This is a genomic window from Streptomyces hazeniae (assembly GCF_031845485.1).
Classification (GTDB): Bacteria; Actinomycetota; Actinomycetes; order Streptomycetales; family Streptomycetaceae; genus Streptomyces; species Streptomyces hazeniae.
The window spans coordinates 64,824-80,001 of sequence record NZ_JAVREQ010000003.1 but is presented as its reverse complement, the minus strand read 5'-3'; the positions used below and the strand labels follow the sequence as shown (position 1 = coordinate 80,001).

Here is a 15,178-nt window from a genome sequence, read left to right as displayed (position 1 = left end):
AGGTCACTCGTCCTCGTCCCACCAGCGCTCGCCCGGCTCCCGCCGGTTGCCGACGATCACCGCGGCCGGCGGCAGGGCCATCGCCACCACGCACAGGGCGATCGCGGCCGGCACGGACCACAGCCGCACGAACGCCCACGCGCTGACGAAGAGCACCAGCGCGGCCGTCATCATCGCGAAGTAGCGCCGTCTGCGCCGTGTCGCCGGGTCCACACCTCCACTCTCGCACCGGCCCGCCCGGCGCGGAAACCGGACACCGCCGGGCCCGCGCGGGGTCCGTTACGCTGACGTGCGCACGGCAGGACGGCGGGGGAGTGACGGCCGCCGGACCACGGACAGGGGCGGGCACCGGTGAGGACGCGAGCGGACGGCACGGGGGCGGCGACCCGCGGCACGATGCGCCGGGTCGCGGCCGGACTGCTGGGCCTGCTCGTCCTCCTCCTCGGCCTCGGCTGCCTCGCCGCCGGATATCTGGAGGGGCCCGTGCAGCTCGACGGCGGCACGCCGGGCGCCGTCACGGTCGAGCGGTGCGATCCCCGTTCCTTCGAGGACGCGGTCTGCTCCGGCGTCTTCCGCTCCCACGACGGCGAGGTCCGCCACCGGGTCCAGGACTTCCGGCCGGGCGCCCCGCACGACCCCGGGGACGAGGTGGAAGCGGTGTCGCTGTCCCCGGACCGGCTCGAACCCGCGGCACGCGTCCTCTGGGCCCAGGCGGCCTACCTGGTGTGCTTCGGGGTGGCGCTGTGCGGTGTGGCGGTGTTCCTGCTGAGCGGCGCGTTCCGCCCGGCGGGGCGGGCCCGCAGCCGCGCCACCGGCCTGACCGGGCGCGTCCTGGTGCTGGGCGGCCTGGCGGGCACCGGCGTCGGCGCGATCGTCGCCGCCGTCCTGGCCTGAGGCGCGCCCGCCTGCCCCGACTCCGCCTACCCGCAGGCGCGGAGGACCGAGGCCGCGTACTCCGCGCCCGGCCCGCGCAGCTTCGCGTCGAGGGCGTGGAAGACCTCCGCGGCCCGTTCGCCCGGCCAGTCATCCGGGAGCAGACCGGAGGGCAGGCCCGGGTCGGCGTACGGCAGGCGCCGCCAGGCGTCCAGCGCGGGCAGGTAGTCGCGGTACGCCTCCTCCGGTGTCACCTTCCGGCGCCGCGCCCAGGCGTGCAGCACCGGCTCCTGGGCGTGGAGGAAGTCGCGGTGCAGGGAGGCGAGGGCGTCCAGGTCCCACCATCGCGCCACCGCCTCGTGCGTCGGCTCGAAGCCGGCGTGCACGCCCCGGAAGAGGTCGACGTACGCGGTGAGGCCGAGCCGCTCCAGGGTGTGCCGGGTCTCCTCCTCCAGGTGCGCGGGCGCGATCCAGATGCCCGGTGCGGCGTTGCCGAAGCCGAGCCGGGCGAGCCGCGAGCGCAGCAGGTGCCGCCGCTGCCGCTCCCGTTCGGGGACGGAGAACACCGCGAGCAGCCATGCGCCGTCGGCGGCGGGGCGGGGCCGGTCGTAGATGCGCCGGTCGCCGTCGGCGAGCACCTGGCGTGCCGCGTCCGAGGGCGCGTACGCCGCGGCGCGGCTGCCCGCGCGGTCGGCGACCAGCAGCCCGCGCCGTTTCAGCCGGGAGACCGCGGACCGCACGGACGGCGCGTCCACGCCTACCGTGGCGAGCAGCCGGATCAGCGCCGCGACGGGCACGCTGCCGGCCGGGCCGCCGCCGTCCGGTTCCCCGCCGGTTCCGGGGGTGCCGGAGTCCCCGGCGGTGCCGGGCCGTCCGTACGCGCCGAAGAACGTCAGGATCAGGGAACCGGGGGAGGAGGGCTGGGCCACGCCTTCACTCTAGTCAGCCCGCTCCTCCGCTCTCTCCTCCGGCTGCGCGGGAGCCTCCCGCAGCCGGAAGCGCTGGAGCTTCCCGGTCGGGGTGCGCGGCAGCGCGTCGGCGAAGACGATCTCCTTCGGGCACTTGAACGGGGTCAGCTCCTCCTTGGTGAAGGCGCGCAGCCGGTCCACGGTGTCCGCGCCGCGCGGCACGCCCTCCCGGAGCACCACGTGGGCGACCACGGTCTGCCCGCGCTCCTCGTCCGCGCGGCCGACGACCGCGACCTCCTCCACGTCGGGGTGGCGCAGGAGGGCGCCCTCGACCTCCGGACCGGCGATGTTGTAGCCCGCCGAGATGATCATGTCGTCCGCGCGGGCGACGTAGCGGAAGTAGCCGCCCGCCTCGCGCACGTAGGTGTCGCCGGTGAGGTTCCAGCCGCCGCGCACGTAGTTCTGCTGCCGCGGATCGGCCAGGTAGCGGCAGCCCACCGGGCCGCGCACGGCCAGCAGCCCCGGCTCGCCGTCCGGGACGGGGGTGGTGCCGTCGTCGCCCACGACCCGCGCTTCGAAGCCGGGCACCGGAAGGCCGGTGGTGCCGGGGCGGATGGCGTCGTCGGCCGCGGAGATGAAGATGTGCAGCATCTCCGTGGCCCCGATCCCGTCGATGAGCCGCAGCCCGGTGCGCTCCCGCCACGCCTCCCAGGTGGCCGCGGGCAGGTGCTCGCCCGCCGAGACGCAGCGGCGCAGCGAGGTGACGTCCCAGGGCTCGCCCCGGGCCTCGCCGTCCGCGAGCTTCCCCAGGATCGCCCGGTAGGCGGTCGGCGCGGTGAACAGCACCGACACCCGGTGGCGTTGCACGGCCGCGAGCATCTGGTCGGGGCCGTTCCACTGCTGGAGCAGCGCGGCGGCGCCGACCCGCAGCGGGAAGAGCACCAAGCCGCCCAGGCCGAAGGTGAAGCCCAGCGGCGGACTGCCGGCGAACAGGTCGTCCGGCTCCGGGCGCAGCACGTGCGCGGAGAAGCTGTCGGCGACGGCGAGCACGTCGCGGTGGAAGTGCATGCAGCCCTTGGGGCGTCCGGTGGTGCCGGAGGTGAAGGCGATGAGCGCGACGTCGTCGGCGGCCGTGGCCACCGCGCCGTACGGACGGCCCGCCCAGGGCCCGGTCAGCCGGTCCAGGTCGTCGGGGGAGCCGCCGCCGAAGGAGGTGACCCGCAGGCCGGGCACGTCCGCCTTGACCAGGTCGTCCAGTGTGGCGGCGTCGCACAGGGCGTGACCGACCTCGGCGATCTCGCAGACGGTCCGCAGCTCGTGGGAGCGCTGTGCGGCGAGCACGGTGACGGCGACGGCTCCGGCCTTCATCACCGCGAGCCAGCAGGCGGCCAGCTCGGGCGTGGTGGGCCCGCGCAGCAGCACCCGGTTGCCCGGTACGATGCCGAGGTCACTGGTCAGCACGTGGGCGATGGCGTCCACCCGGTCGCGCAGCTCGCCGTAGGACCAGGAGGCGTCGTCGGTGACGAAGGCGCGGCGGTCCGCGCCGAGCCGTTCCACGGTGCGGTCCAGCAGTTCGGCGCCGCAGTTCAGGCGGTCCGGGTACCGCAGCTCGGGCAGGTCGAAGACGAGTTCCGGCCACTGCTCCCGGGGCGGCAGGTGGTCGCGGGCGAAGGTGTCGACGTGGGCGGACGGGATCGGTTCCATGACGGTCGTGCCCCCTTGCGGCGGTCCCCGAAGGCGGTGGGCCAGGGCTCCTCGCCGGCCTCTCACGGGCCTTTTCACGGTGGAGCACTGGCGTGCCCGGATGCGGATGAGCGTAACGTGTTAGTGACGACAGTCAACGGTCCGCGATAAAGGAGGCGTCGCCGATGCGGGCGTTCGCGCTGGAGCCGGAGCAACAGCAGTGGTGCGAGGAGCTGCGGTCGCTGGCCGCGGAGCGGTTCCGGCCGCTGGCGGCCGAGCACGGCGAGCGGCCGGGGGTGAACCGGGCACTCGTCGCCGCCCTGGGCGACACCGGCCTGCTGGAACGGGTGTTCCCGGCCGACGGCACCCCGGCCCGCGCGATGGACCTGTGCCTGCTGCGCGAGTCCCTCGCCCACGGCTGCACCGAGGCCGAGACCGCCCTCGCCCTCCAAGGGCTGGGCGCCTACCCCCTCGCCCTGTCCGGCACGGACGAGCAGCGGGCCCGGTGGCTGCCCGACGTGGCCGGCGGGCGTGCCGTGGCGGCCTTCGCGCTGAGCGAGCCGGGCGCCGGTTCGGACGCCGCGGCGCTGTCCCTGGCCGCAGTGCCGGCCGGTGACGGCTGGGAGCTGCGCGGCACCAAGACCTGGATCTCCAACGCACCCCACGCCGACGTCTACTCCGTCTTCGCCCGTACCACCGACGGCGCCGGCGCGCGCGGCGTGACCGCGTTCCTCGTCCCGGCCGGGCGTCCGGGGCTCACCGGCGAGCCGCTGCGGATGCTCTCCCCGCACCCCATCGGCACCCTCACCTTCGACGGAGTGCCGGTCACCGGGGCCGACGTGCTGGGCACGGTCGACGAGGGCTTCGGCGTCGCCATGCGGACCCTCAACCTCTTCCGCCCCAGCGTGGGCGCGTTCGCGGTGGGCATGGCGCAGTCCGCGCTGGACGCCGCGGTCGCGCACGCCGGCAGCCGTACCGCCTTCGGCGGCGCGCTGCGCGAACTCCAGGCCGTGTCCCACCAGCTCGCCGAGATGGCCACCCGGATCGAGGCGGCACGGCTGCTGGTGTACGCCGCCGCGGCCGCGTACGACCGCGGCGAGGAGGGCATCGCGCACCGGGCGGCGATGGCGAAACTGCTGGCCACCGAGACCGCCCAGTACGCCGTGGACACCGCCGTCCAGATCCATGGCGCCGCCGCCCTTCAGCACGGACATCTCCTGGAACACCTGTACCGCGAGGTGCGTGCTCCGCGCATCTACGAGGGTGCGACCGAGGTACAGCGCTCGATCATCGCCAAGGAGCTCTACGCATGACACTCGAACGTGTGAACCCCGGCGAGCTGGCGCCGCCCACCGGCTTCTCGCACGCCGTGGCCGTCACCGGCTCCCGCCTGGTGTTCCTCGCCGGACAGACCGCCCTGGACGGCGAGGGGAAGATCACCGGGGACGACCTGCCCGCGCAGTTCCGGCAGGCCCTCGGCAACCTCCTCACGGCGCTGCGCGCCTCCGGCGGCACGCCCGCCGGCCTGACCCGCGTCACCGTCTACACCACCGACGTCGGCGCCTACCGCGCCCACGCCCGCGAACTCGGCCGCATCTGGCGGGAGCTGGCCGGGCGCGACTACCCGGCGATGGCGCTGATCGGCGTCGTTCGGCTGTGGGACGAGGAGGCGCTGGTCGAACTGGACGGCATCGCCGTCCTCGACTGACGGCCTACGGTGCCTGCCGCGGCGCGCGCCGCGGCAGGCACCGCAGGCCGTGCTCGCGCCGCCGGGGCCGCCCCGCGCGTCAGCTCGGCTCCACGGCGGACGGGTCCATCCACATGACCTCCCACTGGTGGCCGTCCGGGTCCTGGAAGCTGCGGCCGTACATGTACCCCTCGTCCATCGGCTCGTTCGCCGGGCTGCCGCCGCTCGCCAGGGCCTTGTCGGCGAGTTCGTCGACCGCGGCGCGGCTCTCCAGCCCCAGCGCCACGATCGCCTCGGTGGTCTTCGTCGCGTCGGCGATCTCCTTCTTGGTGAAGCCCTTGAAGAAGGGCTCGACCAGCAGCATCGCGTAGATGCCGTTGTCCTTGTCGATCTCCATCGCGGTGGCGTTCTCGTCGGTGAACTGCTGGTTGAAGGTGAAGCCCAGCTTGCCGAAGAACTCCACGGACCGGCTCAGGTCCTTCACCGGGAGGTTCACGAAGATCATCTTCCCCATGGGTAACGCCCTCTCTCCTGCTCGATCGGCCGCCCGGACGGGATCGGCACCCGTACAGACGGCGGAGCCGCCGAAAACTCATCGGCAGCCCCGGGAGAAATCTTGACCCGGCTCCCGGTGACTGGCACCGTTCCCACCTGGGATCGTTACCACACGTCGTGACCAGGGGGCGAACAGTGCCTAACGGGACGGAAATCGTCGGGAACGACGTGTTCCTCTTCCGGGACACCTGCAACGTCTACGTGCTCAGGGCCGGACGCCGGGCCGTACTGGTGGACTTCGGCAGCGGGGACGTCCTCGACCACCTCGCCGACTTCGGTGTGGAGGAGGTCACCGACGTCCTGGTCACCCACCATCACCGCGACCAGGTACAGGGCCTGCACCGGGCGGTGGCGGCCGGCATCCGCGTCTGGGTGCCCCCCGTCGAGCACGACCTGATCGCGCACGCCGACGAGCACTGGCGCACCCGGGGCCTCGACAACGACTACGACGTCCGGCAGGACCGGTACACCCTGCTCCGGCAGGTCCCCGTCACCGGCACGGTCGCCGAGTACCGCACCCGCCGCTACGGGCCGCTCGACGTGCACACTCTGCCCACCCCGGGTCACACCGTCGGCTCCGTCAGCTACCTGGTCGACATCGGCGGCAGGCGCCTCGCCCTCGTCGGCGACCTGATCCACGGCGAGGGGCGCCTCTGGTCTCTGGCCGCCACCCAGTGGGCGTACACCGGTTTCCACGAGAACGCCGGGCTGGAAGGCGTCGCCGCCACCGTGCTCTCCTGCCTGCAACTGCTGGAACACGGCCCCGAGATGCTGCTGCCCTCGCACGGCGAACCGGTGACCGACCCACCACGGGCCGTCGGCCGCCTCCGCACCCACCTGCAGGAACTCCTCGACACCCGCCGCCGCGCCCCCTGGAACCCGGAGCGCATGCTGAACGACCCGTGGCGGGAGGTCACCCCCCACCTGCTGCGCAACGCCACCTCGATGGCCAACTCGTACGCCCTGCTCTCCGACCACGGCACCGCGCTGCTGCTGGACTTCGGCTACGACCTGACCACCGGCCTGGCCGGCGGCCAGGACCGCTCCTCCCGCCGCCCCCTCCTCGCCTCCATCGAGGCGCTGCGGCGCAACCACGGCATCGACCGCGTCGAGGTCGCCCTGCCCACGCACTACCACGACGACCACGTGGCCGGCTTCAACCTGTTGCGCGAGGTGCACGGCACCGAGGTCTGGTCGCCCGCGCACATCGTCCCCGTGCTGCAGTCCCCGCAGGACTGGGACCTGCCCTGCCTCTGGTACGACCCGATCCCCGTCGACCGCGAACTGCTCCTCGACGCCCCCGTGGAGTGGCGCGAGTACGAGATCGGTGTCCACGGCCTGCCCGGCCACACCCTCTACGCCGCCGCCTACTCCTTCACGGCCGACGGCCGCCGCGTCATCGCCACCGGCGACCAGCAGACCACGGAGTGGGAGCCAGGGCTCAAGCCGGAGATCCTCAACTACCAGTACCGCAACCGGTTCCGCATCGACGACTTCACCCGCAGCGCCGAGCTGTACCGCTCCCTGCGCCCGGAGCTGATGATCAGCGGCCACTGGCCGCCGTTCACCGTCACCGACGCCTACCTGGACATGCTGCTCGACGAGGGCCGACGGCTCGCCCGGCTGCACCGCGAGATCCTGCCGCACGAGGTGGACTTCGGTGCCGAGGGCTTCGGCGCCCGCGTCTTCCCCTACCGCTCGGTCGCCGCCGCGGGCGGCGAACTGCGCCTGGAGGTCGCTGTGCTCAACCCCTTCCCCGGCGCCGAACGCGCCGAGGTGCACCTCGTCGCCCCGGACGGCTGGGAGGTGCGGCCCGACACGGCGTGGCTGGACCTGCGCGGCCACGGCGAGGCGGTGGTGGAGTTCCTGCTGCGAGTCCCGGCAGGCACCCCTGCCACCGAGCGGTTCCGCGTCGGCGCCGACCTCACCGTCGGCCGCATGCGCTTCGGCCAGCAGGCCGAAGCGCTGGTGAGCGTCCGATGAGCGGCCCGCACGGCATCGCGGCGCACACCGCCGACGACGGTACCGTCGTCGTCACCGCCCCGCGCTACCGCCTCTCCGTCGCCCCGGACGGCACCATCGCCCGCCTGGCGACCGACGGCGCGCACCCGGTCGCGCTCCAGCTCCCCGGCGCGCTCGACCGGACCGGAGCCGTCGACGAGACGCTGTCCGCCTCCGCCCCGGCCCTGGAGATCGCGGGCCCGGAGCCCGTCGTCACCGTCGCCCGCCGCAGCACCGCATGGGAGCGGGCCGCCACCCGCATCGTTTGCACCCCGGACGGCCCCGAGCTGACCTGGACGGTGCACGGCGAGGGCACGCTCACGGACGTCGCGCTGCTCGCGACCCGCTCCGCCCTGGGCGGCCGCGGGACGGGCCTGCGCCCCAGCGGCCACGCGTGGCACACACTGTTCAGCCCCAACCCCGGCCCGCCGCGCCGGCTGCTGCGCGGCGCGGGGGAGAGCGCGGTCGCCGGCGCCTGCGGCGACGCCCGCCCCGGCCGGGGGCACTGGTTCTTCACCCCGGCCCCGCTCTGCTTCGCCCTCACCGAGGCCACGCTGCCGGACGACACCGACCCGGCCGTCCCGCTGCCCGCCCCGCAGGCCTGGTGCACGGTCTCCGTCGGCGCGCCGGTCGGCGAACTGACCTTCACCCAGGCCGCCTACGTCCCCTCCGACCACGGCTGGCACCTGCGGCTGGACTACGAGGGACACACGCGTGTCGAGAGCTTCTTCCGCACCCCCGCCGTGCTCATCGCGCCCGGCAGCCCCGACCCGTACACCGGGCTGCGCGACCACCGTGCCTGGCTCCGGTCGCGCGGCTGGGCCCCCGACCCCACCCCGCCCGGCCGCCCGGACTGGTGGTCGGAGCCGATGTTCTGCGGCTGGGGCGCCCAGATGGCCCGCGCCCGCGACACCGGCATCCCGGCCCCCCGGCTCAGCACCCGGGCCGAGTACGACGCGCATCTCGCCCACCTGGAGCGGCACGGCCTCAACCCGGGCACGGTCGTCATCGACGACAAGTGGCAGCGCGTGTACGCCTCCTGGGAGCCCGACACCGACAAGTGGCCCGACCTGCGGGGCTGGATCGCCGGGCAGCACGAGCGCGGCCGCCGCGTGCTGCTGTGGTGGCGTGCCTGGGCGACGGAGGGGATGCCGGACGAGCTGTGCGTGCGTACGCCCGACGGAGTGCCCGTCGCGTTCGACCCCGGACACCCGGACGCCCGCGAGCTGCTGGCCGCGAACATCGACCGGATGCTCGCCCCGGACGGGCTGGACGCCGACGGCCTCAAGATCGACTTCACGGCTGACACGCCGTCGGGTCACTCCCTGGTCGCCGAAGGCCGCAAGTGGGGCATCGCGCTCCTGTACGATCAACTGGCCACGATCCACCGCGCGGCGAAGGCGGCCAAGTCCGACTCCCTGGTGGTCACGCACACGCCCCACTCGGCGTTCGCAGAGGTGACGGATATGATCCGGCTCAACGACATGCTCCGTCTCGACGACCCGGACCCGTACGCCGACGTGGTGCCGCAGATGCGCTACCGCGCCGCCGTCACCCGCGCGTCGTGCCCCGGACTCCTCGTCGACACCGACGACTGGTGTGCTCCGGACCTGGCCCAGTGGCGTGCCTACACGGCTCAGAAGCCGGCGCTGGGTGTTCCGGCCCTGTACGTGTCCACCCATCTGGACCGCACGGGCGAGGCGTTGGAGGAGCAGGACTACGCGGCGCTGCGCGCGCAGTGGGGCGCGCTCGGGAAGAGGGGTTGATGGGCAGGGACGGGCGCACCGGCAAGGGGGCCAGGCGGGCACGCGTGACCCTGCGGGACGTCGCCGAGGAGGCGGGTACCTCCCGGTCCACCGCCTCCCGGGCCCTGGCCGGCCACGGCTACGTCGCCGGCGGCATCAAGACCCGCGTCGAGGAGGCGGCGGCGCGGCTCGGCTATGTGCCGGACGTCTCCGCCCGGACTCTCAAGGGCCGCTCCAGCGGCCTCGTCGGGCTGCTCGTCTCCGACCTGCGCAACCAGTTCTACGCCCTGCTCGCCGCCGGAGTGGAGCAGGCCCTCGCCGACGCCGGGCACCAGATGGTCCTGGTCGACGACCACGGCCGGGACGAACAGGCCCTCGCCGGGGCACGCGCGTTTCTCGCGATGCGCGCCGCCGGTGTGCTGCTCGCGCCCGTCGGCCGCAGCGCCACGGGCCTGCTGGTCGAGCACGGCACCCCGGTGGTCGAGGTCGACCGCCGCTCGGGCGTGCGCGGCTGCGACGCGGTCACCATCGACAGCGAACGCGGCGCCCGCGACGCCGTCGCCCACCTGCTCGGACTCGGTCACCGCCGGATCGCGGTGGTGCTGGACGAGACCATGTGGGACACCGGGCGCGACCGGCTCAAGGGCTACCGCGCCGCCCACCGCGAGGCCGGCGCGCCGCTGCCCCGGAAACTGGTCCTGGACCTCGGCCTGCGACCCGGCGACCCTCAGGCCGACGTGGCGTCCTTCCTGGACGCCAACCCGGACGTCACCGCGGTTTTCGCCGCCAACAACGTCGTTGCCGAGGCGGTGTGGCAGGAGCTGCAGCGCCGCGGCAGCGCCGTCCCCGCCGACTGCTCCGTCGTCTCCTTCGACGACCTGACCTGGATGCGCATCGTCGAACCGGGCCTGACCGCCGTGCGCCAGCCCGTGTACGAGATGGGCCGGCGAGCCGCCGCACTGCTGCTGGAACGCATCTCGGGGGAACGTACCCGGGCGGAGAGCCTCACGCTCCAGCCCGCGCTGCAGCGCCGGGGTTCCACCGCCGCGCCGGGCGTCCGCGCCTGAGCCACCCAGTCGTGCATGCCCGCTGAACAGGCATGACACCGCGCCGTTAAACCCCCTCGTTCCGGTCTATTGACGCCCCTCAGGGGTGTGGCTACGTTCTCATGTGGGAACGATGCCACATGCCGGGGACCCCACCGGTGCGCCCACGGCGGCGTGCTGCCCGCGCACGCCCCGCCGTCCCCGCTCGCACCATTCGTCCCCCGTGCCCGTCACCACTCAAGGGAGAGCTCATGGCGGCACCACCATCCCGGCGGCGACTGCGCCGCACCCTCGCCGGCCTGGCCGCCGTCACCGCACTGCTGCCGATCGCCGGATGCGGCGGCGTCGGCTTCGCCGACACCTCGGACACCTTCACCACCATGGGCTACGGACTGGGCGACGCCCTGGCCACCGTCCGCATGGACATCGCCCGAGAGAAGCTCGCCCCCACCGGCATCCAGGTGAACGAGGGCGCCTTCGACGAGCAGCAGTTCCTCTCCGCGGTCGCCGCCGGCGACCCGCCGGACGTCGTCCGCATGGACCGCACCCTGATCGGCGGATACGCCGCGCGGGGTGCCCTCGTCCCGCTGACCGCCTGCATGAAGGACCGCGGCGTGCAGGCGTCCGACTTCCGCGACGTCGCGATCGACGAGGCCACCCTCGACGGCACGGTCTACGGGCTCCCCGACTCCTTCGACAACCGCCTGCTGCTCATCGGCGACGAGGTGGCCCGTAAGGCCGGATACGAGCCGTCCGACGTCGACACCTCCGACTGGAAGGGTCTGCGCAAGCTCGCCGACGACGTGCACCGCGCGTCGGGCGGCAAGCTCCACCGCATCGGCTTCGACCCCAAGATCCCCGAGTTCTTCCCGCTGTGGGTGCGTGCCAACGGCGGCTCGCTGCTCACCCCGGACGGCCGTACCGCGAGGCTGAACGACCCGAAGACGGTCGAGGCGCTGGAGTTCGCCGTCGGACTGGTCGAGGCCCAGGAGGGCTGGGGGAGGTTCAAGGCGCTGCGCGACACGTTCGACATGTTCGGTGCGGAGAACCAGTTCGTGCGCGGGCAGATCGGCGCGTTGCCCATGGAGGACTGGTACGTCAGCGTGCTGGCGGAGACCACCCCGGACCTCGCGCTGACCACCGCGCCGTTCCGCGACCGAGACGGCGACCCGATCAACTACGTCTCCGGCTACAGCTGGGCGATACCCGCCGGCTCCCCGCACCCGGAGAAGGCGTGCACCTTCATCACCACCATGACCGCCGCCGACACCTGGTTCACCGCCGCCAGGGCCAAGGCGAAGGAGATCCGCGCCGACGGCTCGCCGTACATCGGTGACTTCACCGGCAACAAGGAGGCCGACCGCCGCATCCACGAGGAGATCTGGAAGCCCACCGGCAACGAGGTCTACGACCGGTCCGCGCGCCAGCTCTACGAGATCCAGGACGACTCCTTCGCCGTCCCGGCCAACGCCGCCGGCACCGAGTTCGAGCGCGCCTGGCAGAGCGCCATCAACCGGGTGCTGTCCGGCACCGCCACACCGCAGGAAGCACTCGACGAGGCCCAGGACCGCGCACAGGCGGCCCTGGACCGCGGCAACACGGAACGGGAGTGAACCGGCCATGAGCGACCACCCGACCGCGACTCCGGCCGGCGCCCCGCCCGGCGAACGACCGGCCGTGCGGTCCGCCGTGCCCCACGGCGACGACCGCCGGGCACGCGTCCGCCGCTGGAAGGTGTCCTGGCGCCGGCGCGAGACCCGCGCCGCGTACCTGTTCCTCTCGCCCTGGATCTTCGGCTTCGTGGTGCTCACCGCCGGCCCGATGATCGCCAGTCTGGTGCTGTCGTTCACCAACTACGACGGCATCGGTCCCACCAGCGGCGTGGGCCTGCAGAACTACCAGCAGCTCTTCGAGGACCCGCAGGTCGCCACCTCGCTGTCGAACACGCTGCTCTTCACCGTGCTGCGGGTGCCGCTCTGCATGGCCGTCGCGCTCGCCCTGGCGATGCTGCTGCTCCGCGTCGGCCGGGCTGCGGGCTTCTTCCGCACCGTCTTCTACCTGCCGGTGATGACCCCGTCCGTGGCGGTCGGCATCCTCTTCCTGCTGCTGTTCAACGGTAACGTCGGCCTGATCAACGAGGTGCTCGGCCTCTTCGGCATCCCCGGGCCGAGCTGGACCACAGACGGCGACTGGGTCAAGCCCGGCCTGGTGCTCACCACGTCCTGGGCGCTCGGTGGCACCGTCGTCATCTACTTCGCCGCCCTGCGCAACGTTCCCAGGGACCTGTACGAGGCCGCCGAACTGGACGGCGCCGGCCGCTGGGCCTCCTTCCGCCACGTGACGCTGCCGCAGATATCCGGCGCACTGTTCTTCACCCTGATCGTCAACACCATCGCCTCGCTGCAGACCTTCGACGAGGCGTACACCGCGTTCTTCGGCACCGCGAACGCCCAGACGTACAGCCACGAAGCCGCGCTGTTCTACGTCGTCTACCTCTTCCAGCAGGCCTTCCAGTTCATGCACATGGGTTACGCGTCGGCGCTCTCCTGGCTGCTCTTCGCGCTGATCGGGCTGATCACGCTGGTGCAGGTGAAGGTGAGCAAGAGGTTCGTGTACTACGAGGGAGACGTGCGATGACAGGCCTGACCACCCTCCCGCCGGACCGCGAGAAGCCCGCCGCGGCCGCCCGCCCCCGCGTGCCGGCTCCCCGCCGCGACGGGCCCGCCCGGCCCGGCAGGGAGCAGACGGGCTCCGTCCGCTGGGTCACACGGCCGCTGCGGCTGCTCGCCCTCACCGGCGCCTCGGTGATCTTCCTCTACCCGTTCGTGTGGCTGGTCAGCGCCTCGCTGAAGCCCTCCGAGCATGTCTTCGACAACGAGCTGATCCCGAAGGTCTGGCAGTTCGAGAACTACTCGCGCATCTGGGAGGAGGTGCAGCTCCTCACCTGGCTGTGGAACAGCGCCACCGTCACCCTCGCCGCCGCGACCGCGGTGACGATCAGCAGCGCGGTCGTCGCCTTCGGCTTCGCCTACTTCCGCTTCCCCGGCCGCAACCTGTGTTTCGGCCTGGTACTGGCGACCATGATGCTGCCCGCCGTGGTGACCATGGTCCCGCAGTACCTCATCTGGAACTGGCTGCACCTGGCCAGCAGCCAGATACCGCTGTGGGCGCCGAACCTGTTCGGCAGCGCGTTCTACATCTTCCTGCTGCGGCAGTTCTTCCTCGGGCTGCCGCGCGAGCTGCTCGAGGCCGCACGCATCGACGGCGCGAGCTACTGGGGCCTGTTCTGGCGGATCGCGCTGCCGCTGTGCAAGCCCGCGCTGGTGGTGACGTTCGTCTTCGAGGTGCAGGCCGCCTGGACGGACCTGGTGCGGCCGCTGATCTACCTGCGCGACCCCGAGCTCTACACGGTGCCGCGCGGCCTCAAGGCCGTCCTCGACCAGTTCGGCGAGGGAGGTGAGTCGAGCTGGGAGATCGTGTGTGCGGCGAGCGTCGTGGTCACCCTGCCGATGATCATCGTGTTCTTCCTCGGCCAGCGGCACTTCGTCTCCGGAATCGCCACGACAGGACGGAAGGGTTGATGACCGAAACTCCTCAGGCCGGGGCGGCGGGGGACACGGCCGGGCCGGCCGTACTCGCCCTGGACATCGGCGGCACCAAACTCGCCGCCGGGGTGGTGCGCGCGGACGGCACGGTGCTGTCGTCCGCCGTCTGCCCCACCGAGGTGGCCGAGGGGCCCCGGGCCGCGCTGGAGCGGCTCTTCGGCCTCGGCGAGAAGGTACTCGCCGCCGCGGGCACCCACCCGGGCGAACTCCTGGGCACCGGCATCGGCTGCGGCGGCCCGCTCGACTCCGACGCCGGCGTGCTGCTGCGGCCCCCGCACCTGCCGGGCTGGATCGACGTGCCGGTCACGACACTGGCCCGTGAGCGCTACGGCCTGCCCGCCGTGCTGGACAACGACGGCACGGCGGGCGCCGCGGGCGAGTGGCGGTTCGGCGCCGGCCGCGGTAGCCGCCACCTGCTCTACCTGACGGTGTCCACCGGCATCGGTGGCGGTGTCGTGCTGGACGGCCGCACCTTCCGCGGCGCCGCCGGCAACGGCGGCGAACCGGGCCACGTCACGGTCCGCTCGGGCGGCCGCCCGTGCAAGAGCTGCGGCCGCGCGGGCTGTCTGGAGGCGTACGCCTCCGGCACGGCCATCGCTGAACGCGCAGTCGAGGCCGTCGCCGAGGCACGCGCGGCGGGCGTCTCCACCGCCATGGCCGGACCGGACCCGCTCACCGCCGCCGACGTGGCGGCGGCCGCCCGGCAGGGCGATCCGTCGGCCGTCCGGCTGTGGGAGGAGACCGTCGAGGCGCTCGGCAGCGGACTCACCTCGCTGGTGAACGTGTTCGAGCCGGAGCTGGTGGTCCTCGGCGGCGGCGTGACCCGCTCCGGGGAGCAACTCCTCGCCCCCGTACGCCGGTCGGTGGCCGAGTGTGCGATGGGCCCGGCCGCCCGCGCCGTCCGCGTCGTCGCCGCCGCCGGCGGCGATCGGGCCGGCGTGCTCGGTGCCGCCGCCGTCGCGTTCGAACGCCTCGCTCCGCCGGGATCGTCGCGCGCACCGGCCCCGCCCGCAGTCCACGACCGCCCGCTCACCGCCTCCGCCGACTGACCCCTGCGACCCGCCTCCCGCCCCAC

Annotated in this window: 14 protein-coding genes; 10 read left to right on the top strand and 4 right to left on the bottom strand. The window is 73.4% G+C overall.

The window, feature by feature from the left end; translation table 11 throughout:
• Window positions 1-3: 3 nt before the first annotated feature.
• Window positions 4-213: a DUF3099 domain-containing protein gene (locus RM572_RS05545; RefSeq protein WP_037789456.1), complete on the bottom strand. Its 210-nt coding sequence runs from the start codon at window positions 211-213 to the stop codon at window positions 4-6.
• Between the two features lie 138 nt (window positions 214-351).
• Between RM572_RS05545 and RM572_RS05540 the strand changes: the two genes are divergently transcribed.
• Window positions 352-894: a hypothetical protein gene (locus tag RM572_RS05540; RefSeq protein WP_311672150.1), complete on the top strand. Its 543-nt coding sequence runs from the start codon at window positions 352-354 to the stop codon at window positions 892-894.
• Between the two features lie 26 nt (window positions 895-920).
• Here the strand turns inward: RM572_RS05540 and RM572_RS05535 are convergent, their stop codons facing one another.
• Window positions 921-1,802 carry a PaaX family transcriptional regulator gene (locus tag RM572_RS05535; RefSeq protein WP_311672149.1) on the bottom strand — a complete coding sequence of 294 codons (882 nt, stop codon included), beginning with the start codon at window positions 1,800-1,802 and terminating at the stop codon, window positions 921-923.
• A 9-nt stretch (window positions 1,803-1,811) separates the two neighbouring features.
• Window positions 1,812-3,485, bottom strand: coding sequence for an AMP-binding protein (locus tag RM572_RS05530; protein WP_311672148.1), 1,674 nt, complete (start codon window positions 3,483-3,485; stop codon window positions 1,812-1,814).
• Between the two features lie 164 nt (window positions 3,486-3,649).
• Here RM572_RS05530 and RM572_RS05525 point away from each other — a divergent pair, with 164 nt between their 5' ends.
• Together RM572_RS05525 and RM572_RS05520 are read left to right on the top strand one after the other, a co-directional pair.
• The gene (locus RM572_RS05525; protein ID WP_311672147.1) at window positions 3,650-4,777 is read left to right on the top strand and encodes an acyl-CoA dehydrogenase family protein; all 1,128 of its coding nucleotides are present in this window, start codon (window positions 3,650-3,652) and stop codon (window positions 4,775-4,777) included.
• Window positions 4,774-5,172, top strand: a complete 399-nt coding sequence (locus tag RM572_RS05520; RefSeq protein ID WP_311672146.1) for a RidA family protein — start codon at window positions 4,774-4,776, stop codon at window positions 5,170-5,172. Before RM572_RS05525 ends, RM572_RS05520 begins: the two co-directional genes overlap by 4 nt.
• Before the next feature lie 79 nt (window positions 5,173-5,251).
• Here RM572_RS05520 and RM572_RS05515 read toward each other — a convergent pair whose 3' ends face one another.
• Complete coding sequence (locus RM572_RS05515) at window positions 5,252-5,665, bottom strand: VOC family protein (protein ID WP_311672144.1); 414 nt, start codon at window positions 5,663-5,665, stop codon at window positions 5,252-5,254.
• Between the two features lie 176 nt (window positions 5,666-5,841).
• On the opposite strand from RM572_RS05515, the gene RM572_RS05510 reads away from it, so the two are divergent.
• The 7 genes from RM572_RS05510 to RM572_RS05480 all read left to right on the top strand — a co-directional run bounded on the left by RM572_RS05510 (window position 5,842) and on the right by RM572_RS05480 (window position 15,152).
• The gene (locus RM572_RS05510) at window positions 5,842-7,689 is read left to right on the top strand and encodes an MBL fold metallo-hydrolase (protein ID WP_311672143.1); all 1,848 of its coding nucleotides are present in this window, start codon (window positions 5,842-5,844) and stop codon (window positions 7,687-7,689) included.
• Window positions 7,686-9,473: an alpha-amylase family protein gene (locus RM572_RS05505; RefSeq protein ID WP_311672142.1), complete on the top strand. Its 1,788-nt coding sequence runs from the start codon at window positions 7,686-7,688 to the stop codon at window positions 9,471-9,473. The genes RM572_RS05510 and RM572_RS05505 overlap by 4 nt, the downstream gene beginning before the upstream one ends.
• 44 nt (window positions 9,474-9,517) lie before the next feature.
• Entirely contained in the window at window positions 9,518-10,519 is a 1,002-nt protein-coding gene (locus tag RM572_RS05500; protein WP_311672141.1) for a LacI family DNA-binding transcriptional regulator, read from the top strand.
• Window positions 10,520-10,749: 230 nt separating this feature from the next.
• Entirely contained in the window at window positions 10,750-12,111 is a 1,362-nt protein-coding gene (locus RM572_RS05495) for an extracellular solute-binding protein (RefSeq protein WP_311672140.1), read from the top strand.
• Window positions 12,112-12,118: 7 nt separating this feature from the next.
• Window positions 12,119-13,135 carry a carbohydrate ABC transporter permease gene (locus RM572_RS05490; RefSeq protein ID WP_311672139.1) on the top strand — a complete coding sequence of 339 codons (1,017 nt, stop codon included), beginning with the start codon at window positions 12,119-12,121 and terminating at the stop codon, window positions 13,133-13,135.
• Window positions 13,132-14,079, top strand: coding sequence for a carbohydrate ABC transporter permease (locus tag RM572_RS05485; protein ID WP_311672137.1), 948 nt, complete (start codon window positions 13,132-13,134; stop codon window positions 14,077-14,079). The genes RM572_RS05490 and RM572_RS05485 overlap by 4 nt, the downstream gene beginning before the upstream one ends.
• A complete protein-coding gene (locus RM572_RS05480; RefSeq protein ID WP_311672136.1) occupies window positions 14,079-15,152 on the top strand; it encodes an ROK family protein in 1,074 nt (357 codons plus the stop codon). Before RM572_RS05485 ends, RM572_RS05480 begins: the two co-directional genes overlap by 1 nt.
• The last annotated feature ends 26 nt before the right edge of the window (window positions 15,153-15,178 follow it).

Coding starts and splice junctions, on each gene's coding strand:
- RM572_RS05530 (WP_311672148.1), bottom strand. CDS start 3,485: ATGGAACCGATCCCGTCCGCCCACGTCGACACCTTCGCCCGCGACCAC.
- RM572_RS05525 (WP_311672147.1), top strand. CDS start 3,650: ATGCGGGCGTTCGCGCTGGAGCCGGAGCAACAGCAGTGGTGCGAGGAG.
- RM572_RS05520 (WP_311672146.1), top strand. CDS start 4,774: ATGACACTCGAACGTGTGAACCCCGGCGAGCTGGCGCCGCCCACCGGC.
- RM572_RS05515 (WP_311672144.1), bottom strand. CDS start 5,665: ATGGGGAAGATGATCTTCGTGAACCTCCCGGTGAAGGACCTGAGCCGG.
- RM572_RS05505 (WP_311672142.1), top strand. CDS start 7,686: ATGAGCGGCCCGCACGGCATCGCGGCGCACACCGCCGACGACGGTACC.
- RM572_RS05495 (WP_311672140.1), top strand. CDS start 10,750: ATGGCGGCACCACCATCCCGGCGGCGACTGCGCCGCACCCTCGCCGGC.
- RM572_RS05490 (WP_311672139.1), top strand. CDS start 12,119: ATGAGCGACCACCCGACCGCGACTCCGGCCGGCGCCCCGCCCGGCGAA.
- RM572_RS05485 (WP_311672137.1), top strand. CDS start 13,132: ATGACAGGCCTGACCACCCTCCCGCCGGACCGCGAGAAGCCCGCCGCG.
- RM572_RS05480 (WP_311672136.1), top strand. CDS start 14,079: ATGACCGAAACTCCTCAGGCCGGGGCGGCGGGGGACACGGCCGGGCCG.